The 21309-nt window shown below is 60.9% G+C and carries 20 protein-coding genes and 1 pseudogene; 11 read left to right on the top strand and 10 right to left on the bottom strand.

Going from position 1 to position 21309, the window contains the following annotated elements:
* Positions 1 to 66: 66 nt before the first annotated feature.
* Positions 67 to 1086: a Glu/Leu/Phe/Val dehydrogenase family protein gene (locus tag BMZ46_RS07140; RefSeq protein WP_011332519.1), complete on the top strand. Its 1020-nt coding sequence runs from the start codon at positions 67 to 69 to the stop codon at positions 1084 to 1086.
* A gap of 167 nt (positions 1087 to 1253) precedes the next feature.
* On the opposite strand, the pseudogene BMZ46_RS07135 reads toward BMZ46_RS07140, so the two are convergent.
* Positions 1254 to 1511: pseudogene (locus tag BMZ46_RS07135) on the bottom strand (YebG family protein); the annotation flags it as partial.
* Between the two features lie 293 nt (positions 1512 to 1804).
* Between BMZ46_RS07135 and BMZ46_RS07130 the strand changes: the two are divergent.
* Entirely contained in the window at positions 1805 to 2305 is a 501-nt protein-coding gene (locus tag BMZ46_RS07130; RefSeq protein ID WP_007957255.1) for a phosphate-starvation-inducible protein PsiE, read from the top strand.
* On the opposite strand, the gene BMZ46_RS07125 is transcribed toward BMZ46_RS07130, so the two are convergent.
* From BMZ46_RS07125 to BMZ46_RS07115, 3 genes are all read right to left on the bottom strand, one after another.
* Positions 2302 to 2619, bottom strand: a complete 318-nt coding sequence (locus tag BMZ46_RS07125) for a DUF3509 domain-containing protein (protein ID WP_064382489.1) — start codon at positions 2617 to 2619, stop codon at positions 2302 to 2304. The genes BMZ46_RS07130 and BMZ46_RS07125 overlap by 4 nt on opposite strands.
* 199 nt (positions 2620 to 2818) lie before the next feature.
* Positions 2819 to 4120, bottom strand: coding sequence for an HAAAP family serine/threonine permease (locus BMZ46_RS07120; protein ID WP_074691742.1), 1302 nt, complete (start codon positions 4118 to 4120; stop codon positions 2819 to 2821).
* 63 nt (positions 4121 to 4183) lie between these two features.
* Positions 4184 to 5560: an L-serine ammonia-lyase gene (locus BMZ46_RS07115; RefSeq protein ID WP_074691739.1), complete on the bottom strand. Its 1377-nt coding sequence runs from the start codon at positions 5558 to 5560 to the stop codon at positions 4184 to 4186.
* Positions 5561 to 5695: 135 nt separating this feature from the next.
* Between BMZ46_RS07115 and BMZ46_RS07110 the strand changes: the two genes are divergently transcribed.
* Together BMZ46_RS07110 and BMZ46_RS07105 are read left to right on the top strand one after the other, a co-directional pair.
* Positions 5696 to 6643, top strand: a complete 948-nt coding sequence (locus BMZ46_RS07110; protein ID WP_011332523.1) for a LysR substrate-binding domain-containing protein — start codon at positions 5696 to 5698, stop codon at positions 6641 to 6643.
* Between the two features lie 200 nt (positions 6644 to 6843).
* Complete coding sequence (locus BMZ46_RS07105) at positions 6844 to 7251, top strand: HPF/RaiA family ribosome-associated protein (RefSeq protein ID WP_011332524.1); 408 nt, start codon at positions 6844 to 6846, stop codon at positions 7249 to 7251.
* A 71-nt stretch (positions 7252 to 7322) separates the two neighbouring features.
* Here BMZ46_RS07105 and fecA read toward each other — a convergent pair whose 3' ends face one another.
* The 3 genes from fecA to BMZ46_RS07090 form a co-directional block, all read right to left on the bottom strand.
* A complete protein-coding gene (gene fecA, locus BMZ46_RS07100; protein WP_074691736.1) occupies positions 7323 to 9656 on the bottom strand; it encodes a TonB-dependent Fe(3+) dicitrate receptor FecA in 2334 nt (777 codons plus the stop codon).
* Positions 9657 to 9746: 90 nt separating this feature from the next.
* Positions 9747 to 10664 carry a DUF4880 domain-containing protein gene (locus BMZ46_RS07095; protein WP_371855250.1) on the bottom strand — a complete coding sequence of 306 codons (918 nt, stop codon included), beginning with the start codon at positions 10662 to 10664 and terminating at the stop codon, positions 9747 to 9749.
* Between the two features lie 8 nt (positions 10665 to 10672).
* Positions 10673 to 11161, bottom strand: coding sequence for a sigma-70 family RNA polymerase sigma factor (locus BMZ46_RS07090; protein WP_039769707.1), 489 nt, complete (start codon positions 11159 to 11161; stop codon positions 10673 to 10675).
* A gap of 175 nt (positions 11162 to 11336) precedes the next feature.
* Here BMZ46_RS07090 and BMZ46_RS07085 point away from each other — a divergent pair, with 175 nt between their 5' ends.
* The 6 genes from BMZ46_RS07085 (at position 11337) to BMZ46_RS07060 (ending at position 17643) form a co-directional block, all read left to right on the top strand.
* Positions 11337 to 11642, top strand: coding sequence for a DUF3649 domain-containing protein (locus BMZ46_RS07085; protein ID WP_039769401.1), 306 nt, complete (start codon positions 11337 to 11339; stop codon positions 11640 to 11642).
* Positions 11639 to 13228 (top strand): PepSY-associated TM helix domain-containing protein, encoded by a 1590-nt coding sequence (locus tag BMZ46_RS07080; RefSeq protein WP_074691730.1) that lies wholly within the window; start codon positions 11639 to 11641, stop codon positions 13226 to 13228. Before BMZ46_RS07085 ends, BMZ46_RS07080 begins: the two co-directional genes overlap by 4 nt.
* On the top strand, positions 13229 to 13555 hold the full coding sequence (locus tag BMZ46_RS07075) for a DUF3325 domain-containing protein (protein ID WP_074691728.1): 327 nt from the start codon (positions 13229 to 13231) through the stop codon (positions 13553 to 13555).
* A 1-nt stretch (position 13556) separates the two neighbouring features.
* The gene (locus BMZ46_RS07070; protein WP_074691725.1) at positions 13557 to 14123 is read left to right on the top strand and encodes an RNA polymerase sigma factor; all 567 of its coding nucleotides are present in this window, start codon (positions 13557 to 13559) and stop codon (positions 14121 to 14123) included.
* A complete protein-coding gene (locus BMZ46_RS07065) occupies positions 14120 to 15109 on the top strand; it encodes a FecR family protein (protein WP_074691722.1) in 990 nt (329 codons plus the stop codon). Before BMZ46_RS07070 ends, BMZ46_RS07065 begins: the two co-directional genes overlap by 4 nt.
* A 104-nt stretch (positions 15110 to 15213) precedes the next feature.
* Positions 15214 to 17643, top strand: a complete 2430-nt coding sequence (locus BMZ46_RS07060) for a TonB-dependent siderophore receptor (protein ID WP_074691719.1) — start codon at positions 15214 to 15216, stop codon at positions 17641 to 17643.
* Here the strand turns inward: BMZ46_RS07060 and BMZ46_RS07055 are convergent, their stop codons facing one another.
* Positions 17644 to 18519, bottom strand: coding sequence for a helix-turn-helix domain-containing protein (locus BMZ46_RS07055; protein WP_039769408.1), 876 nt, complete (start codon positions 18517 to 18519; stop codon positions 17644 to 17646).
* Between the two features lie 139 nt (positions 18520 to 18658).
* Here BMZ46_RS07055 and BMZ46_RS07050 point away from each other — a divergent pair, with 139 nt between their 5' ends.
* Positions 18659 to 19561, top strand: a complete 903-nt coding sequence (locus BMZ46_RS07050) for a DMT family transporter (RefSeq protein WP_074691716.1) — start codon at positions 18659 to 18661, stop codon at positions 19559 to 19561.
* Positions 19562 to 19589: 28 nt separating this feature from the next.
* Here the strand turns inward: BMZ46_RS07050 and BMZ46_RS07045 are convergent, their stop codons facing one another.
* Together BMZ46_RS07045 and BMZ46_RS07040 are read right to left on the bottom strand one after the other, a co-directional pair.
* Positions 19590 to 20099: a DUF2165 family protein gene (locus BMZ46_RS07045; RefSeq protein WP_039769411.1), complete on the bottom strand. Its 510-nt coding sequence runs from the start codon at positions 20097 to 20099 to the stop codon at positions 19590 to 19592.
* Positions 20100 to 20250: 151 nt separating this feature from the next.
* Positions 20251 to 21225: a 2-hydroxyacid dehydrogenase gene (locus BMZ46_RS07040; protein WP_039769412.1), complete on the bottom strand. Its 975-nt coding sequence runs from the start codon at positions 21223 to 21225 to the stop codon at positions 20251 to 20253.
* Positions 21226 to 21309: the final 84 nt, after the last annotated feature.

The following is a 21309-nucleotide window of genomic DNA, read 5'->3' as shown; positions in this document are numbered from 1 at the left end:
CGCTTCAGCAATTTTCAGGCGCAAGCCTATACTGGCGTCTACCAGAAGTGATTCGGGAGCCTGCCGATGTTCGCTCTCATGCAAAGCACTCGCCTGGAATCGCTGCACCTTAGCGTTGATCCGGTGTCCGGATTGAAGGCGGTCATTGCCATTCATAACAGTCGCCTCGGGCCTGCCCTGGGCGGGTGTCGTTATCTTGCCTACCCGAACGACGAATCCGCAGTCGAGGACGCCATACGCCTGGCCCAGGGCATGAGCTACAAGGCTGCATTGGCCGGACTCGCCCAGGGTGGCGGGGTGGCCGTGATCGTGCGGCCGGCCCATGTGGAAAACCGCGCCGCACTGTTCGAGGCGTTCGGTCGTTGCATCGATCAGCTCGACGGGCGCTACATCACCGCCATCGACAGCGGCACTTCGGTGGCGGACATGGACTGCATTGCCCAGCAGACCCAGCATGTCACCAGCACCACCTCCGCCGGCGACCCGGCGCCGCATGCGGCGATGGGCGTGTTCACCGGAATTCGCGCCACGGCCATGGCGCGGCTGGGCAGCGACAACCTCGAAGGCTTGCGCGTGGCGATTCAGGGGCTGGGCAACGTTGGTTATGCCCTCGCTGAACAGTTGCACGCAGCCGGTGCCGAGTTGTTGGTCAGCGACATCGATCACGGCAAGGTGCAACTGGCGATGGAGCAGCTCAACGCCCATCCGATTGCCAACGACGCCTTGCTCAGCACGCCGTGCGACATCCTCGCGCCGTGCGGCCTCGGCGGGGTGCTCAACAGCCACACGGTCACCCAGTTGCGCTGCTCGGCGGTGGCGGGCTCGGCCAACAATCAGCTGACGCACTTGGATGTCGCCGATCAACTGGAACGACGCGGCATCCTGTATGCGCCGGATTACGTGATCAATGCCGGCGGGCTGATCTACGTTTCCCTCAAGCATCGTGGCGAAGAACTGACGACCATCACCGCGCACCTGTCGAAGATCAGTTCGCGCCTGACCGAAGTCTTCGCCCACGCCCAGGCAGAAAAGCGTTCACCTGCGCGGGTGGCAGACGAGCTGGCGGAAAAGGTGTTGTACCGCTGAGGTTTGTCCGGGCATGAAAAAGCCCCTGAGTCTTTCAACTCAGGGGCTATTCAATTCAGAGGCTGCAATTCAGGTGTCGATTACTTCGCAGCCTTTGCTGCCTTGGCGGGTTTGGCTGGCGCTTCTGCCGGTTCGGCCACTTCGGCCGTTTCGGTCGCCACAACCGGTGCCGCCGGTGCGTTGATCAGCTCCGACAGGGCATCAGGCTGGCTCTTGAACGCCCGGGCGAACACATCGCGGTTCTTCGCCATGAAGATCCCGACTTCTTCCACTTGCTGCTCGCTCAACGAAGGAACGGCTTTTTCCAGCACTTCGGCCAACAGTTCGGCCAGTTCGAGCATTTTGTCATGACGGTCAGCTTCGGCTTTATCCATGAACAAGCGCTCCAGATCTCGGCTGCTGCGGTATACCACTTCGACGGCCATTCACCACCTCACATGCCTTCACATTAAGTTGTCTTTGCGACTACTGTATCTATATACAGCGAAAAGGATAAGCGAATCCCTGCGCTTTGGGTAGTGGCTTTTTAATGTAGACCGGATTCGGATTTTGTCAGCCCGACGCCTGCGCACAGGTGCGACCAAACGCCACGGCGCAGGTTTCGCGGCGGCTCGCCATGATGGCGTGGCCTCTTTTCTGCATGCATCTGTGTACGTGCGCAATAACCGTCACGTCCAGCAAGCAACATCCGCTCGAACCGGGCTAAGGAACCTTCATCGTGAAAATCAACTGGGCCGAGAAACTGCGGCAAAACGTGCATCAACTGGCCGAGTCCCTGGGCAACCTGTTCGTCGAGACTTTCCACTACCTGGCGCTGTTCGCCATTGGTGCGGTAACCGCATGGGCGGCGGTGATGGAATTTCTCGGCATGCTCGAGGAAGGGCACATCAAGATCGATGACATTCTGTTGCTGTTCATCTATCTGGAACTGGGGGCGATGGTCGGGATTTACTTCAAGACCAACCACATGCCGGTGCGCTTCCTGATCTACGTGGCGATCACGGCACTGACGCGCCTGCTGATCTCCAACGTCTCGCACCACAATCCGCCGGACATGGGCATCATCTACCTGTGCGGCGGGATTCTGCTGCTGGCGTTCTCGATCCTGGTGGTGCGTTACGCCTCGTCGCAATTCCCTTCGGTGAAGATCGAGAACCCGCACCGCAAGATCGGCACGGGCTCCAGTGAACACCCGGAAGTAGAGAAGGGCGAACTCTAAAGGCCCGCGGCTGGCCGGGGCTGGTGCTTGACCCCGCGCGGTGGCGGGGTGATTGCGTCGCCGCGTGTCATGGCGTCGAGTACCGCCATGGCGCTGTGGCCCTGTTCGATGGCAATGCCGAACTGAATGCTTTGCACCAGGCGTTTGAGGCGCTTGGGGTCATTGCGCTGTTCGGCGCTGATCATCCGTTTGGCGACGATCCGCCCGCTTTTGGAGAGGGTCAGCATGATGCTGCCGTCGAGCCCCTGAATGCTCAGGTTGATCTGATAGTCCGGCGCGAAGGCATCGGTAATGATCTGAAAAGGATTGTCCATGATGCGTCACCGCCTGATTGAACGTGCAGTTGTTGACCGGCCTTGATCGGGTTGGTTCGCCAAACCTGACCATCGGCCTTTCCGTGGTCCTGTCTCCTTCAGCGATGTAGCAAGGGACATGCCGGGAATATTGTCGAACAATGAAACCGGCCAAAAAGAAGGCGAGCCCCTGGCTCGCCTTCTTCGTTTGCGGCCCGTTTCAGGGCAGAACCGAGTAGATGATCGCAGACAGTGCAATCAGGCCGATCAACACCACGAACACGTTGGACGCCTGGCCCGAATACTGGCGCAAGGCCGGCACACGGCGGATGGCGTACATCGGCATCAGGAACAGCAGGCAGGCAATCACCGGCCCGCCGAGGGTTTCGATCATGCCGAGGATGCTCGGGTTGAAGGTCGCCACGGCCCAGCAGCTGAGGATCATGAACAGTGCGGTCGCACGGTTCAGCCAGCTCGCCGACATCACCCGGCCACGACTGCGCAGGCTTTTGACGATCATGCCCTGGAAGCCTTCGCTGGCGCCGATGTAGTGGCCGAGGAAGGATTTGGTGATGGCCACCAGCGCAATCAACGGCGCAGCGTAAGCGATGACCGGGGTCTGGAAGTGGTTGGCCAGGTACGACAGGATCGAAATGTTCTGCGCCTTGGCCGCTGCCAGGTCTGCCGGCGACAGCGCCAGCACGCAGCTGAAGCAGAAGAACATCACCGTCACCACCATCATGCCGTGAGCCATGGCGAGAATGCCGCTGCTCTTGCGTTCGGCCTGTTCGCCATAGCGCTGTTTCTGCTCAACCGCGAACGCGGAAATGATCGGCGAATGGTTGAACGAGAACACCATCACCGGGATCGCCAGCCACAGGGTCTTGAGGAACACCGACATTTCCATCGGTTCTTGAGCACTGGCGAAGAATGCGCCGTTCCAGTTGGGAATCAGGCTGATGCCGAGCAACAGCAGCGCGGCGACGAACGGATAGACCAGCACGCTCATGGCTTTGACGATCACGCTCTGACCGCAGCGGACGATGGCCATCAAGCCGAGGATCAGCGCCAGCGACAGCACCGCGCGTGGCGGTGGGGCGATGTGCAATTGATGTTCGAGGAAGCTGCTGAGGGTGTTGGTCAGCGCCACGCTGTACACCAGCAGGATCGGGAAGATCGCGAAGAAATACAGCAGCGTGATCAGCTTGCCGGCGCCGATGCCGAAGTGTTCCTCCACCACTTCGGTGATGTCACCGGAGCGGCCGGACAGCACGAAGCGGGTCAGGCCCCGGTGCGCGAAGAAGGTCATCGGGAACGCCAGCACCGCCAGGATCAGCAACGGCCAGAAGCCGCCGACACCGGCGTTGATCGGCAGGAACAAGGTGCCGGCGCCGATGGCGGTGCCATACAGGCCGAGCATCCAGGTGGTGTCGAACTTGCTCCAGCCCTTGTGGGCGGTTTCGTTATTGCGTGTGCGGTCTACAGCGGGATTTTCGGCAGCAGGTGTGCGTACATCGGTCATCGTTTTTGCCTCGTTATTATTCTTGCTCGGGCTCACGTGTTACGGGCGGTCAGGGAGCGCTCCTCAGCACTCCACCCAGCTCACGGCCAGGCCGCCCCGTGAAGTCTCTTTGTATTTGTCATGCATGTCGGCGCCGGTATCGCGCATGGTGCGGATTACCCGGTCGAGGGAAATGAAGTGTTTTCCGTCACCGCGCAGGGCCATTTGCGTGGCGTTGATCGCCTTCACCGCAGCGATGGCGTTGCGCTCGATGCACGGCACCTGTACGAGCCCGCCAACCGGGTCGCACGTCAGGCCGAGATTGTGTTCAAGGCCGATTTCGGCGGCGTTTTCCAGCTGCTCCGGGGTTGCACCCAGCACATCGGCCAGACCCGCAGCGGCCATCGCACAGGCGGAGCCGACTTCACCCTGGCAGCCGACTTCGGCACCGGAAATGGAGGCGTTTTTCTTGCACAGGATGCCGACCGCTGCCGCGCCCAGAAAGAACGCAACCACGTCGTCGTCCGACGCATCCGGATTGAATTTCATGTAGTAGTGCAGGACGGCCGGGATGATCCCGGCGGCACCGTTGGTCGGCGCGGTCACCATGCGCCCGCCGGCGGCGTTCTCTTCGTTGACGGCGAGGGCGAACAGGTTGACCCACTCCATCGCCGACAGGGTCGAACTGATGACGTTCGGCTTGCCGATTTCCAGCAGGCTGCGGTGCAATTTCGCCGCACGACGCGGCACATTCAGACCGCCGGGCAGGATGCCCTCGTGGCGCAAGCCTTGCTCGACGCATTCGCGCATCACCGACCAGATGTGCAGCAGGCCCTGGCGGATCTCGGCGTCGCTGCGCCAGGCCCGTTCGTTGGCCATCATCAGTTCGGAAACCCGCAGGTTGTGCTGCTTGCACAGCGCCAGCAGTTCGACGGCGCTGGAGAATTCGTAAGGCAACTCGACGTCGCCGGCCGGCGCCACACCCGATTCGGCTTCGGCCGCTTCGATGATGAAACCGCCGCCGACCGAGTAGTACGTTTGCTCGAACAGTTGGCCGGATGCACCGAAGGCTGTCAGCGACATGGCGTTGGGGTGGTAGGGCAGGCTCTCGTCCAGCAGCAGGAGATCGTGCTGCCAGTTGAAGGCAATTGAACGTTTACCGGCCAGAGACAGTTGGCCGGTTTCGCGCAGTTGCTGGATGCGTGGCTCGATGGTCGACGGATCGATGCTGTCCGGCCATTCGCCCATCAAACCCATGACCGTTGCGCGGTCAGTGGCATGGCCGACGCCGGTGGCCGAAAGCGAGCCGTACAAACGGATTTCCACCCGCTGCACATCGTTCAGCAAATGCTGGTCGATCAGGGCTTGAGCGAAGGTCGCGGCGGCGCGCATCGGGCCGACGGTGTGGGAACTGGACGGGCCGATGCCGACTTTGAATAGATCGAAAACACTGATAGCCATGCTAAACCCTTACAAGCAATGGAGTAGGAATCGCTGCCATTTTTTGTAGGACAAGCGCAATGTCGGCGATACTGCCTACCTCGCTTCAACGTGACTAACGAAACTTCCTAAGTAAGCCTTTAGCAGGACTAAACCATGAGTCGTCAATTGCATGCCCAGACTTACGTATGGCTGCAGGTGTTTTCCTGTGCCGCGCGGCACCTGTCATTTACCCGTTGTGCCGAAGAACTGCACATCACGCCGGGGGCGGTGAGTCAGCAAATCCGACAGCTGGAAGAGCGGCTGGGATTTCGCCTGTTTCATCGCCGTGCGCGGGGCGTGGAGTTGAGCGCGGAAGGACAGCGACTGGCGATCACGGTCAACGAGGCTTACGGCAGCATCGACGCGGAATTGCGTCGCCTGGATGCGGGGATGATCAGCGGGATTCTGCGGGTCCGTTCGATTCCGTCGTTCCTCAGCAAGTGGCTGACCCCGCGCCTGCCGCGCCTGCAACAGCGATACCCGGACATCCAGTTGCGGCTGGTGGCCGAGGACAGCAGCGTGCCGTTGCATGAAGGGGATTTTGACCTGGCCATCGACCTGAACGACGGCAGTTATCCGGGACTGTTATCCACAGCCTTGCTCGACGAGCAGATTTTCCCGGTGTGCGCGCCGGGCCTGCTGCGCGGACGGCCGCCGCTGCACGGGCCGGCGGATCTGGTGCATTTCCCGCTGCTGCACGACATCACCGCCTGGCGCGGCAGCTATGAATACGCGGAGTGGGAGTTTTATCTCAATGCCATCGGTTTCGAGGGCGCGGATGTGCGGCGCGGGCATACGTTCAATCGCAACCACCTGACCATCGAAGCGGCGATTGCCGGCATGGGCGTGGCGATTGCCCGGCGCACGCTGCTCAACGACGAGCTGGAGCGGGGGACATTGATCGTGCCGTTCGGGATTTCGGTGCCCAATCACAAGCGCTATGTATTGCTTTATGCGCCGGGGGCCCTGAGCCATCCGGGCGTACGGGCGGTGCATGACTGGCTGGTGGAAGAAGCGGGGATTTTTCGCAGCCTGCACCCGTTGGGTGATGGCCAATTGTGAGCAGATTTTTCGGGGTGGCGGGGCGACCCAACTCCCGACCTTACCAGCGCTTTACTCGGTTGTCCGGCTTTTTTTGCGAATGAATATTTATCTTTTTTAAGGGGTTGAAATGTTCGTCCGGCGGGCCGATTGTTGTAATCAAGAGGTCACGAAATCCTGTTCCAGGCCTCTTGCGAGCTAGCTGAAATAAGGGATGAACTATGCAAATCCAAGTCAACAGCGACAACCATATTCAAAGCAGCAAACGACTGGAGGAGTGGGTACGAACCACAATTGAGAGCACGCTCGACCGTTATGAGGAAGACCTGACCCGTGTCGAAGTCCATCTGAGCGACGAGAACGGTGACAAACCAGGTCCTCATGATTTGCGCTGCCAACTGGAAGCGCGGCCAAAAGGCCATCAACCGATTTCCGTTACCCACAAAGCCGATTCGCTGGAACAGGCGATCGATGGTGCAGCCGAAAAACTGGAGCACGCGCTGGAGCACCTGTTTGGCAAACTGCGCGGCAAACCGCGAGCCGCTGTGGTGCCATTCACAAGCAAAGCCAATGACAAGCTGTTGGCGGAAGAGTTTGACGAGAACGAACAGGCAGCGATCAACAGTTGATACGCTGATTTTCCAAGCCACCCAATGAGAAAGGGCCTGCAATTGCAGGCCCTTTCTGTTTTCAGCAGGGATCAGAAAGCGACGGAGGTCTGCACGTATACCGTGCGTGGCTCACCGACATACTTGCCTTTGTTGTTGTCATCGAACGAGCGGGTGAAGTACTGGGTGTTGAAGATGTTCTTCACCCCCACCGCCACGTTCAGGTCCGACAGCTGCGGCCCGAAGTCATAACCGGCGCGGCTGCTGAACAGCATGTAGCCCGGGATCTTGCCGGTGCTGCCGTCGGCGCTTTCTTTCGAGGTGTTGGCGTTGTCGGCGAACTGGTCGCTCTGGAAGCTGCTGTCCAGGTTCAGTTTCCACGGCCCTTCGGTGTAACCGACGCCGATCGTGCCTTTGTGCCTGGACGAGAACGGCACACGATTGCCCTTGTTCGGCCCGTCTTCGCGGATGGTCGCGTCGACATAGGCGTAAGTGCCGTAGACGTCGAAGCCGGCCAGCGCCGGGCTCAAGTCGTCGAGAGCGTAATTGACGCTGGTCTCGATGCCCTGATGGCGGGTTTCGCCACGTGCGATCACCGAATCATTGGTCTGGTTGCTTTCGTACTGGTTGTCGAAGTTGATCAGGAACGCGCCGATCTCCGCTCGCAGCGCGCCGTTGTCGTAACGGGTGCCGACTTCCCAGGTGCGGGCCTTCTCCGGTTTCACTTCGCCGCTGCTGACGCGGTTGGGCATCTGACTGTATTGCACGCTGCCGAAGGAGCCTTCGGTGTTGGCGTACAGATTCCAGCTGTCGGTCAGGTGATACAGCACGTTCAACGCCGGCAGTGCGGTGTTGTAGTCGCCCTTGTATTTGACGTTGGTCAGATTGTTGGTCTGTTGCGACTCGATCATCTCGTAGCGCACGCCCGGGGTGATCGTCCACTTGCCGATGTCGATCCGGTCATCGACGAAGAACGCATTGGCTTCGGTGCCGCCGCGAGTGTCGCGGTCATTGCGGCTGTTGGTGGTCGGGTATTCGTTGCTGCTGATCGGCGTGCGATAGCGCAGTTCGTGGCCGGCTTCGTTGATGTAGCGATAGCCGACGCCGACTTCATGGCTGGTGGCGCCGAGGTCGAAGCCTTGGGCGAAGCGGGTTTCCAGACCGCGCACCCAATACTCGCGCGGCGACAGCGACAGGAACGTGCCCTGATCCAGGTAACCGCTGCGCAGGGTCTTGGTGAAGAAGGTATTGGCGGTGAATTCGCGGCGGTCTTCCTGATAGCGATAGCCGACATTGAACATCGTGCGACGGCCCCAGAACTGGTCTTTTGGCCGGGTCGACTGATACGGATCGGCATCGTAATCGGCGACATTCAGGCCGCCGGGCATGTCGGCCTTGCCTTCGTAATACTGGGCCATGGCGTTGAAACTGTTGGCCTCGTCGAGTTGGTATTTGCCCTTGAGGATCAGGTCGTCGATTTCTGTATCGCTGTGCTCACGCCAGTCGCCTCCGCGAGTGCCGGAGTACAGCAACGCGCCGCCCAGACCGTTGGCATTGGTGCCGCCGGCCAGCAGGTTGGCGCTGGTCTTGAAGCCGTCATGGCTGGACGATGGACTGGTTTCAGTCTGGAAACCGCCCTTGACGGTCGGCTCGTCCGGAATCGCCCGGGTCACGAAGTTGACCACGCCGCCGACGTTCTGCGGGCCGTAACGCACGGCGCCGCCGCCCCGCACCACGTCCACGGCGTCCATGTTGCCCATGCTGATCGGCGCGAACGACAACTGCGGCTGGCCATAAGGGGCGAAGGGCACCGGAATGCCGTCCATCAACACGGTCGAACGTGCGGCCAGGCGCGGGTTGAGACCGCGAATGCCGAAGTTCAGCGCCATGTCGTGGCTGCCGGTGCCGTTGTTTTCCGGGGCGTTGACGCCGGGAATGCGGTTGAGCACATCGCGGGCCTGGGTCGCGCCCTGGCGTTCGAACTCTTCGCGGCGGATCACGTCACGGGCACCGGGATGTTCGAACACGTTGACCTGCGCCGCCTCGCCCAGCCAGTCGCCGACCACTTTCGAGGTGTCCAGCTCCAGGGCGTTGTCGTTCGACGGCTGCAGGCTGAAGGCATTGCCACCCTCGGCGCGGGCTTGCAGGCCGGTGCCTTCGAGCAGCGCGTTCAGACCTTGTTCCGCTGTGTAGTTGCCTTCCAGACCACGGCTTTGCACACCGCTGGTGACTTGCGAGCCGAACGAGATCAGCACGCCGGCTTCACGGCCGAACTGGTTGAGGGCGTTTTCCAGCGTCGACGGGGCGATGTGATAAGCCTTGGTATCGGCGGCTTGCGCAAGGGGCAGGGCGCTGAGGCTCAGGCTGGCGCCGAGGACGAGGTTGCGCAGGGTTCGGGCCAGCGGCGTGAGACGGGTGGGGTGCATGGAGGACGGTCCTGAGAAGGTTGAATCAAGGGGGCTTTCCTTCTCTGTCACGCCAGATCTGAAAAACGGCTCATTTATTTTTACGGCTGATCAAACCTTGGCTTCGACCGTCACCCAATAGCGAGTAAAACGCTTCACTTTCACCGGCAGGCTGATTTCCAGCAGATCGAGAATCCGCTCGCTGTCGTCCAGTGGATAAGTCCCGGAAATCAGCAGGTCAGCCACTTTCGCATCGCAATGGAGCTGCCCGCGACGGTAGCGACCGAGTTCGTCGAGGAAGTCGCCCAGGCGCATGTGCGCGGCCACCAGCATGCCGTCGGCCCAGGCGCCACTGTTGGCGTCCAACGGTTTGGCGTCACTGATGGAGGTGGTGCTGAAACTCAGTTGTCGGGCGACCGGCAGCAGCATCGGCGCGCGACTTGGCACGTTCAGTTCAACCCGACCTTCAAACAGTGCAACCTGCGTGCGGTCGGCAAACTGCCGTACGTTTATTCGCGCGCCCTGGGTTTTCAGCACGCCTTGGGCGGTTTGCACGTCGAAGGATTGCGTGGCGGTCAGCAGCATTTCGCCTTCGAGCAGACGGATCAAACCATCGCCCCGGACATCCGCCGCGCTCGCGGTGTTGAGCTGCAACTGGCCGTCGGCGCCGAGCGAGATCTTGCGCCGCTGACCAATCGGGCTGCGGTAATCGGCCAGCAGCGATGGCAACGGATTGTGCTCGCGCATGCCCCAGGTGACCGCCGAACCGGCGCCGAGAATCAGCAACAACTTCAGCGCCTGACGACGGCTGCCGGACTTCGGCGCATTCAGTGCGGCGTGGGCCAGTGGCGATGACAATCCGCGCAGCCGCGAATTGACCCGTTGAATGTGCTCCCACGCGCGGCGGTGTTCGCTGTGGGCATCGATCCATTGTTGCCAGGCTTGTTGCTGACGCGGGCTCAATTGGCCCTGCTGCATTTCCAGCAACCAGTGCACCGCCTGTTCGGCGACCTGCGCGGAAAAATCCATCGACGGGTTCACAGGGCGAAGTAGCAGCGCATCGCTGCCTTGTTCAGATGACGTTTGACCGTGGCCACGGAAATGCCCAGTTCGGCGGCGATCTGCGGATAGGTCAGGCCATCGACCTGCGCCAGCAGAAATGCCCGTTTGACGACGCGCGGCAGGCCATCAAGCAACTGATCCAGCTCCATCAGGGTTTGCAGGATGATGGCTTTCTCTTCTTCCGAAGGCGCGACCATCTCCGGCATCTGCGCGAGGGTGTCGAGGTAGGCGCGCTCCAGGTCCTGGCGGCGGTAATGGTTGAACAGCACGCGCTTGGCCAGGGTGGTGAGGAATGCGCGCGGTTCGATAATCACTGGCGGCTCGCGGGCGGTCAGCACCCGGATGAAGGTGTCCTGAGCGAGATCGGCGGCGCTGTCCGGGCAGCCGAGTTTGCGCCGCAGCCAGCCGGTGAGCCAGCTGTGATGGGCCTGATAGAGCGATTCGACAGGATGGGCGGACGACAACGGCATTACTCCGGGCGCATGCGGGATGCGTTAGAGAACAAGAATGGTTCGCATTGTAGGGCTGTCGGTGATGCCCGGCAATCAGACTCTTTTGCGTATGAGAATATTTATCATTAATATTGCTCGCCTGTCGTCCGGCGTGTTGGCCGGGCGTTAACCGTTTCAGGGTCGAAACATGAAAGCCAAACTCGCCACACTTCCCCTGTCCTATCGTCTGGCCGTCACTTCGCGGGTGCTCGCGGCGGTGTTCGGCGGCTATCTGGTCGCGGCATTGGCCAGTGTCACGCTGACGTTGTGGCTGCCGCTGAACCGCGCCGAGGCGGTGGTGACCGGCATGACCGTTTCGTTCCTGGTCTATCTGGTGGCGGTGCTCTGGTGTTTCGCTTGTCGCACGGCGTGGTCGGCGTGGGTCGGTCTGCTGGTGCCGAGTGTGATTCTGGCGACCGTGTCCGGCGCTGCGCGCGGTCTGGGTCTGGCATGAAAGAGGGCTTCCGGCAGGCGATGGCCTGGCTTCACACATGGACCGGGCTGGTTTTCGGCTGGCTGTTGTTCGCGATTTTTCTGACAGGGACACTTGCTTATTTCAAAGACGAAATCAGTCACTGGATGCAGCCGGAGATCACGGCCCATCCATTGAATGCCGAAAAAAGCCTGACGCTGGCCCAGCAGTATCTGCAACAAAACGCCCCCGACGCTTCGCGCTGGATCATTGGCCTGCCCGACGCCCGCGATCCCGGGCTGAGCGTGGGCTGGCAGCAGACATCAGCCAAACCCGGCGAGCGCGGCGCATTCACCCGCAAGACCCTCGACGCGCAAACCGGTGCCGAAGTGCAGCCTCGGGAAAGCATGGGCGGCGAGTTTTTCTACCGATTCCACTTCCAGCTGCAAATGCCTTATCCGTGGGGCCGCTGGCTCTCGACCATCGCCGCGATGGTGATGTTTGTCGCGCTGATCACCGGGATCATCACCCACAAGAAAATCTTCAAGGACTTCTTCACCTTCCGCCCGCGCAAGGGCCAGCGTTCGTGGCTCGACGGGCACAACGCGGTGGGTGTGCTGGTGTTGCCGTTTCATCTGATGATCACCTACAGCAGTCTGGTGATCTTCATGTCGATGGTGATGCCGGCGAGCATTCTGGCTTCGTACGGCAACAACGTCCGAGCGTTTTACGACGAGGTATTTCCCGAATCCAGCATTCCTGAACGGGCCAATCAACCGGCGACACTGGCACCGCTGGCGCCCCTGTTGCTGGCGGCCAGTGAGCAATGGTCGGGTGGACGTGTCGGGCGTATCAGCGTGAACAATCCGGGCGATGCCAATGCCTCGGTGGTGATGTCCCGTGCGGGCTCCGACCGTGTGGTGAGTGATTCCGGCAGCGCCTTGACCTTCAGCGGTGTCAGCGGACAAGTCATCGGCACAACGCCCGATCAGCCAATGGCGATGGCGGTTGCCGGCAGTTTCTACGGTTTGCACATGGGCCACTTTGCCGGGCCGGTGTTGCGTTGGCTGTATTTCATCTGTGGTCTGGCGGGCACGGCGATGATCGGCACCGGGCTGGTGATCTGGCTCGGCAAGCGTCAGCTCAAACACATCAAAAGCGGTGTGATGCCCTTCGAGTTGCGGCTGGTGCAAGTGCTGAACATTGCCAGCATGGCCGGGCTGGTGGCGGCGGTCGCCGTGTTCTTCTGGGCCAATCGTGTGCTGCCGGTGAGTCTGGCCGGGCGTGCCGATTGGGAAGTGAACGCGTTTTTCATCGCCTGGGGCTTGAGCGTGGTGCACGCGATGTTGCGGCCGGGGCGCAAGGCCTGGGTCGAACAGCTGTCGCTGGGGGCTGCACTGTTTATCGCGGTTCCGCTTCTTAACGGTTTGACCTCCCCGTATCACCTCGGCGTGACAGTGCCTGAAGGCGACTGGGTTTTGGCCGGTTTCGACCTGACGTGTCTGGGCGGCGGCCTCTTTCTCGCCTGGGCCGCCCGGAAAATGCAGCGCGCCGGACACACCGTCAGCGTGCAAAAGCCAGCCCGCCAAAACGCCCGGTCGCTCACCGTTGAGCAGGGGGCGAACTGAATGCTGCTGGCGCTGTTGCTCTGTTATTGCGCATTCACGGCGCTGTGCCTGGCGATGCCTCGGCATCATGAAGAACTGCTGGGCCACAAACCTTCGACTCGCCGTCGGCAAGGTTTGAAACTCGCAGGCTGGCTGTTGCTGGGGCTGTCGCTGTGGGCGGCGGTTGCCATGAAGGGCTGGAGTTTTGGTCTGGTCGACTGGTGCGCGGTGTTGATGCTCAGTGCGCTGACGTTGGTGCTGTTGTTGCCCTATCGCCCACGCCTGGCCTTGACCATGGCCGGACTGAGCCTGCTCGCCAGCCCGGTCGCTGCATGGGCCTTGAACTGACATGCTGATCGGCCATCCTCCCGAGCACCGCGACGACGAACCCCACGGCGCCCGTGCGCATTTTCTTCAGGTGTTCCTGTCCCAGCGTTCGCAGATGGAAGCGCTGGTGAGCCGGCGCGTCGGTTGCCGGGCGACGGCAGCGGATCTGGTGCAGGATCTGTTCCTGCGTTTCTGGCGTCGACCGCTGGTGCAGGTCGAAGAACTCAGCACTTATCTGTTGCGCTGCGCCGGCAATATCGCCATCGATCATTTGCGCAGCGAAGGCGCGCGGGTGCGGGTCAACGAAGGCTGGCAACCGGACGAGCCGGACAGCAGCGCCAGCGAACCGCAAGCGGCGCTCGAAGCGGGCAACGATTTGCGCCATGTCGAAGCGGCGTTGCGCGCGTTGCCCGAGCGCACGCGGCAGATCTTTTTGCTCAATCGCATCCACGGGCGCAAGTACGCCGAGATCGCCAAAGCCATGGGCCTGTCCCAAAGCGCCGTGGAAAAACATATGATGCGCGCCCTCGAGGCCTGCAAGGCCAGCCTGCGCGAACCCGCGCCACGCCTGCCAGGGAAAGCACCGTGAACAACACCGACCGCGTCATCCCGACGCCCGCTCAGGAACAGGCCGCTTTCGCCTGGCTGAGCCTGCTGCATGACCGCCCGAGCACCGGTGATCAACTGACCTTCAGTCAATGGCTGCATGCCGATCCGGCCCACGCCGAGGCCTATGCCCAGGCGCAAGTGGTGTGGGAATTGAGCGAAGGGCCGGCGCGCACTCTGGCCGATGAAGACGCGCTGGCGTTGCAGGGGTTGCTCGATGCGATGGACCGGCCGCGTCGTCCGCAGGTCCGGCGTTGGGCCGGCGCGCTGGCGATGGCGGCCTGTCTGCTGTTGATGATCAGCCTCGGCAGCGGTTGGCAGCCGCAGCGCTGGATCGATGATCTGGGCGCTGATTACGTGTCGGCACCGGGCGAGATCCGCACCGTGACCCTGGCCGATCAATCACAGGTGACGCTGGACGCCGACAGCGCCATCGCCGTGGATTTCAGTCACGGCGAGCGGCATGTGCAATTGCGCCGAGGGGCCGGATTCTTCAGCGTGACTCACACGGGTGATCCCTTTGTGGTCGAGGCCGAGAAAGGCCAGGCGCGAGTGTTGGGCACGCAGTTCGAAGTGCGCCTGCAACCTCATGGCGCACAAGTCACTGTGCTTTCAGGGCGCGTCGGCGTGACGGCGGCGCGTGATGCCGAGCAGCAGATTCTCACCGCCGGCCAGCAAGTGGCGTACGGCGCCGGCACTGCAGAAAAACTCCACGCGGTGGACAGCGAAGCTCAACTGGCCTGGCGCCAGGGTTGGCTGACTTACTACAAGTCGACACTGGCCGATGTGGTGCAGGATCTGCGGCGTTATTACTCCGGACGGATCGTGTTGCTCAACGACGAACTGGGTGCGCGCAAGGTCAGCGGCAGCTTTCCGAGCAAGGATCCGCAAGCGGTGCTGAACTCGCTGCAAGGGGTGTTGGGATTCGAGCAGCATCAGGTGTTGGGCAAGCTGATCATCCTGCGCTGAAAATATTTTCAACTTTGTGGTGAGGTAAACCCGGACGCCATCCGTGTAGTGACTGAAACTGCGAGTCATTCGCATCCGTTGCGGTTCTACACAGGTCATGAGCAATGAAGTCCAGGGCAAAATCGGGTTCGGTCAAACAGTGGTTGGGCGTTTCGGCCTTGAGTTTTTCGGCATTGGCCCTGTTGCCGGTGAGCGTGGCGCTGGCCGCTGAATCCGTCAGCAGTCAGCCACAAAAGCAATTCAGTTTTTCCCTGGCCGCCAAGCCGTTGCCTCAGGCCCTGAGTGATTTCAGTCGTGTCACCGGGCAGAGCGTGGTCTATACCGATGAAGCGCCTTATGGCCTGACTGCTCCAGCGGTCAACGGCCAGATGAGTGCCGAGCAGGCGCTGCAACGTCTGCTCACCGGCTCCGGCCTGACCTTCCGCCGCACCGACAGCCATACCCTGGCGCTCGAACCGCAACCGACCGCAGGCGCGTTGAACCTCGGCGCGACGAGCATCACCTCGGTGGTCGACCAGCCGATGAGCTACCAGCCACCGGAAACCAGTTCGGTGATGCGCTCTTCCGCTTCGCTTCAGGAAATCCCCCAGACCGTCAACGTGATTGCGGCTCAGGTCATTCGCGATCAGGCTCCGCGCAATCTTGATGATGCACTGGCCAACGTCAGCGGCATCACCCAGGGCAACACCTTGGGCAGCACCCAGGATTCGGTGATGACCCGCGGCTTCGGTGACAACCGCAACGGCTCGATCATGCGCGACGGCATGCCGGTGGTGCAGGGCCGTGGCATGAACGCGACCGTGGATCGTGTCGAGGTGCTCAAGGGCCCGGCCTCGCTGCTCTACGGGATTCAGGACCCGGGCGGCGTGGTCAACATGGTCAGCAAGAAGCCCGAACTGACCCAGTACAACGCGCTGACCTTGCGCGGCTCGACCTACGGCGACGGCAAGAATGGCAGCGGCGGCTCCTTCGACAGCACCGGTGCGCTGGGGGATTCCGGCCTCGCGTATCGCATGGTGCTGGACCACGAAGACGAGGATTACTGGCGCAATTTCGGCACCCACCGTGAAACCCTGATCGCGCCGTCGCTGGCCTGGTACGGTGAGCGCACCAAGCTGTTGTTCGCTTACGAGCACCGTGAATTCCTGACCCCATTCGATCGTGGAACCCTGATCGATCCGCGCACCAACCATCCGCTGGACATCTCGCGCAACGAGCGTCTCGACGAGAAATTCAACGACATGGAAGGGCGCTCGGATCTCTATCACTTCGAGGCCGATCACGAACTCAACGACGATTGGAAAGCCCATTTCGGCTACAGCTGGAACCGCGAAACCTACGACGCCAGCCAGGTCCGCGTAACGGCGATCGACACAAAAAAAGGCACCTTGACCCGCAGCATGGACGGCACCCAGGGCGCGATCAGCACCGACCGCTTCACCACCGCCAGCCTCGAAGGCAAGGTCAACGTGCTGGGCATGCAGCATGACCTGGTGTTCGGCGTCGACGACGAGTACCGCAAGATCTACCGCGCCGACCTGATCCGCCAGAAAAGCCTGAGCACCTTCAGTTACGTCAATCCGGTGTACGGTCGTGAGGTCGAAGGCACCACCGTCAGCCCGGCGGACAGTGCGCAGACCGACGAACTGCGCAGCGATTCGGTGTTCCTGCAGGACTCGATCCACCTCAACGACCAGTGGATTCTGGTGGCCGGCGGGCGTTTCCAGGAATACGACCAGTACGCCGGCAAAGGCGTGCCGTTCAAGGCCAACACCGACAGCAACGGCCAGAAGTGGGTGCCGCGCGCAGGTCTGGTGTATCGCTACACCGACGCATTGTCGTTCTACGGCAGCTACACCGAATCGTTCAAACCCAACTCGACCATCGCCCCGCTCAGCGGCAGCAGCACCGTGCTCGACGGCAGCATCGCGCCGGAAGAAGCCAAGTCCTGGGAGCTGGGCGCACGCCTCGACATTCCGGGGCGTGTCACCGGCAACATCGCGCTGTTCGACATCAAGAAACGCAACGTGCTGGTGGCCAACGCCGAAGGCCCGACCACGATCTACAGCGCTGCCGGCGAAGTGCGTTCCCGTGGTCTGGAAGTGGATCTGACCGGTCAGCTCAGCGACCGCTGGAGCATGATCGGCAGCTACGCCTATACCGACGCCGAGGTTACGGAAGATCCGGACTACAAAGGCAACAGGCTGCAAAACGTGGCGAAGAATACCGGTTCGCTGTCGGCGGTCTACGACTTCGGCAGCGTGATCGGCGGCGATCAACTTCGGGTCGGCGCCGGCGCGCGCTATGTCGGTGAACGAGCGGGTAACGCGGTGAATGATTTCGATCTGCCGAGCTATACCGTGGCCGATGCGTTCGCCACTTACGACACCAGGGTTGAAGGGCAGAAGGTCAAGTTTCAACTCAACGTGAAGAACCTGTTCGATCGCACCTACTACACCTCGGCGGCGAGCCGGTTCTTCGTGTCGATGGGCGACTCGCGACAGATTTCGTTGTCGAGCACGCTGGAGTTCTGATCAGCGCAAAAACGCCTGGCGATACTCCCCGGGCGTTCCACCGAGCACCTGGCGAAAGCGGTTGGTGAAGTGGCTGGCACTGGCAAATCCGCACGCCAGGGCAATCTCCCCCAGCGGCAACGCTGTGCCCCGCAACAACTCCCGCGCCCGACTCAAACGCCGCGCCAGCACATACTGATGTGGCGGCAGTCCGAAGCTCACCCGGAACATCCGCGCGAAGTGGTATTCCGACAACGCACACAACCCCGCCAGTTGCCCGAGGCTGATCGGCTCGGCCAGTTGGCTGTCGATGAACTCCACCAGTTGCCGACGTTGATGCGACGCCAGCCCGCCCTTGAGACGCAAGCCGTGGCGTACGCCGACCTGGCTCAACAAGGTTTGGCTGATCAGTTCGTGGGCCAGGCTGCTGGTCAGCAGACGCTCGCCAGGCTCGTTCCAATTGAGAGTGAGTAACTGGCGAAACCGTCGGGCCTGTTGCGGATCTTCCAGAAAAGTCTGTTCGCGCAGCTGCATTTCCCGGGGCTCGCGATCCAGCAGCGTGACGCAACCCAAGGCAAATTGTTCGGCGCTGAAATACAGGTGGGCCAGGCGAATGTCGCCATTGATCACCCACCCCGACTCGTGGTCGGCTGGCAGGATGCACAACTTGTCCGGACTGCCTTTGTTTCCGGGGGCGCCACGGCGGAACGTGCCGGTGCCGCCAGCGATGTAGCAGGAGAGCGTGTGATGGCTCGGCGCGTCATAGTCGCGGGCGTCGTGGTGGTTGGTCCACAAGGCTGCGGACAGGCCGTCCCCCAGCTCGGCGCTGCGCACAAGGCATGCGTTGGGCGAGCTGTTCAAGGCTTGAAAGACTTGCAGGGTATCGATGGCGGCCATGGTCGGTTCTCTTCAACGCCTTGCATCCTACTCCGTAGATGTTGCGCTGCCAGCCTGCACGCCGACAAAAGCGCAAGTTTATGCAAGCGAGGGGTGAAGGCGCAGGCGGACACTGAAACCCAATCGAGGAGTGTCTGCCATGAACCTGTCGTTGTATTTGTTAACTGTGCTGATCTGGGGCACCACCTGGATTGCCCTTAAATGGCAACTGGGCGTGGTGGCGATTCCGGTGTCGATCGTCTATCGCTTCGGTCTCGCGGCGCTGGTGTTGTTCGCGCTGTTGCTGCTCAGCCGTCGCCTGCAACCGATGAATCGGCGCGGGCATCTGATCTGTGCCGCGCAGGGCTTGTGCCTGTTTTGTGTCAATTTCATGTGCTTCCTGACCGCCAGCCAATGGATTCCCAGCGGTCTGGTGGCTGTGGTGTTTTCTACCGCAACGTTGTGGAACGCGCTGAATGCGCGGGTGTTCTTCGGCCAACGCATCGCGCGCAATGTGCTGATGGGCGGGGCGCTGGGGCTGTCGGGCCTGGGCCTGTTGTTCTGGCCGGAGCTGGCCGGGCATCACGCCAGTCCGCAAACCTTGCTCGGTCTTGGCCTGGCGCTCTGCGGCACGCTGTGTTTCTCGGCGGGCAACATGCTCTCGAGCCTGCAACAGAAGGCCGGCCTCAAGCCGCTGACGACCAATGCCTGGGGCATGGCCTACGGCGCGGCGATGCTCTCGGTGTGGTGTCTGGTCAAAGGCATTCCGTTCGAGATGGAATGGACGTCGCGCTACATCGGCGCGCTGCTGTACCTGGTGATACCGGGTTCGGTGATCGGTTTCACGGCGTACCTGACGCTGGTCGGTCGCATGGGGCCGGAGCGCGCCGCCTATTGCACGGTGCTGTTCCCGGTGGTGGCTTTGAACGTTTCGGCCTTTGCCGAAGGCTATCAATGGACGGCACCCGCATTGGCGGGGCTGGTATTGGTGATGCTGGGGAATGTGCTGGTGTTTCGTAAACCCGCAGTTGCAGTTGTTTCCACGCATGGAAAGTTGGCCTGAGATCGATTTGGCTTTGAGCGCTGTCTATTCAGCGCTCGTTTTTCAATGTTATGAAAATCAGTACAGGCAATATGAAGTCGACAATATGTCGTGCCCAGTCTTTCGCATTCCATACTTGTGAAGTGTCCATGTCGAACCATTCAACACCGATGGTTTGCAGGCAAACGTAATAGGTGAAGATTGCGATCAGCAAGCCAATGATCGAGAACCTTTTTGCCTCGTGAAATACAGCCGCAGATTCATTGACTTTGCGATAGAGATAATAAGTGCCGAGCAGGCAATAGGCGGTGTAGATCGCTTCCGTCGTGATGATGAACCAATAGATCCGATGGTGCATCATGGGCGATTCAATCGCCCTGTAACGTATGTTCTCGTTGATTTGAGTGGTATCCATACTCAGGATATGTCCGACGTACACATAGTTTGCCGAGTAGTCGGTCAGGTTTCCGTACATCACCAATAGTCCAAAAAAACTGATGTAGGCCATCAGGCAGACTTTGCTGTAACGGATTAATTGATCGGTATTGGAAATTCTCAAGGTGGCTATTCTCTGGAGTGTTTATCGTTATATTTGATAAGTCCGGAAATTTTATAGCGCGATAGTTTATTTTGTTGGTGTGTTGATTTTCAAAGTGTGTATTGGCTGTAAGTTGTGCGGGCAAGTACTTTGCAATACTTGCCCGATTTATTTATCCGCGCCAGACCTGCGGGTTCACCAGATCCTGCGGACGCTCGCCGAGCAGGGCACTGCGCAGGTTGGCCAGGGCACGATTGGCCATGGCTTCGCGGGTTTCGTGGGTGGCCGAACCGATGTGCGGCAAGGTCACGGCGTTTTTCATCTGGAACAGCGGTGACTCGGCCAGCGGTTCCTTCTCGTAGACGTCCAGACCGGCACCGCGAATCCGGTTGTTCTGCAATGCCTCGATCAATGCCGGCTCGTTGACCACCGGGCCGCGGGAGATGTTCACCAGAATCGCATCCGGCTTCATCAGCGCCAGTTCGCGATGGCTGATCAGGTGGCGGGTCTTGTCGCTTAGCGGCACCACCAGGCAAACGAAGTCGGCCTCGGCCAGCAGTTGGTCAAGACTGCGGAACTGTGCGCCGAGTTGCTGTTCGAGTTCGGTCTTGCGGCTGTTGCCGCTGTAGAGGATCGGCATGTTGAAGCCGAAGTGGCCGCGACGGGCGACGGCGGCGCCGATGTTGCCCATGCCGACGATGCCCAGGGTCTTGCCGTGCACGTCGCAACCGAACAGCGGTGCGCCGACGCTGGCCTGCCATTGGCCGGCCTTGGTCCAGGCGTCGAGTTCGGCGACGCGGCGGGCGCTGCTCATGATCAGGGCGAAGGCCAGGTCGGCGGTGCTTTCGGTGAGCACGTCCGGGGTGTTGGTAAGCATGATACCGCGTTCGTTGAAATAGGCGAGGTCGTAGTTGTCGTAGCCGACGGAGACGCTGGAGACCACTTCGAGTCTGGCGGCGGTTTCCAGTTGGGCCTTGCCGAGTTTGCGACCGACGCCGATCAGGCCGTGGGCGTGGGGCAGGGCTTCGTTGAACTGGGCGTTGATGTCGCCGTTTTTCGGGTTGGGGACGATGACGTCGAACTCTTGTTGCAGGCGTTCGATCATGGGCGGGGTGATGCGGCTGAAGGCCAGGACTGTTTTTTTCATTGGCATTTGGCTCGGCTGTTCTGGGTTGCCAAGCAAGCTAACATTCTTCGCCAGGTTTGGCTTGTCCTTGGCGGCCTCTGGGCC

This window comes from Pseudomonas sp. NFIX49 (genome assembly GCF_900115915.1).
GTDB classification, from domain to species: domain Bacteria; phylum Pseudomonadota; class Gammaproteobacteria; order Pseudomonadales; family Pseudomonadaceae; genus Aquipseudomonas; species Aquipseudomonas pharyngis.
This window is presented reverse-complemented; position numbering and strand designations above follow the sequence as displayed.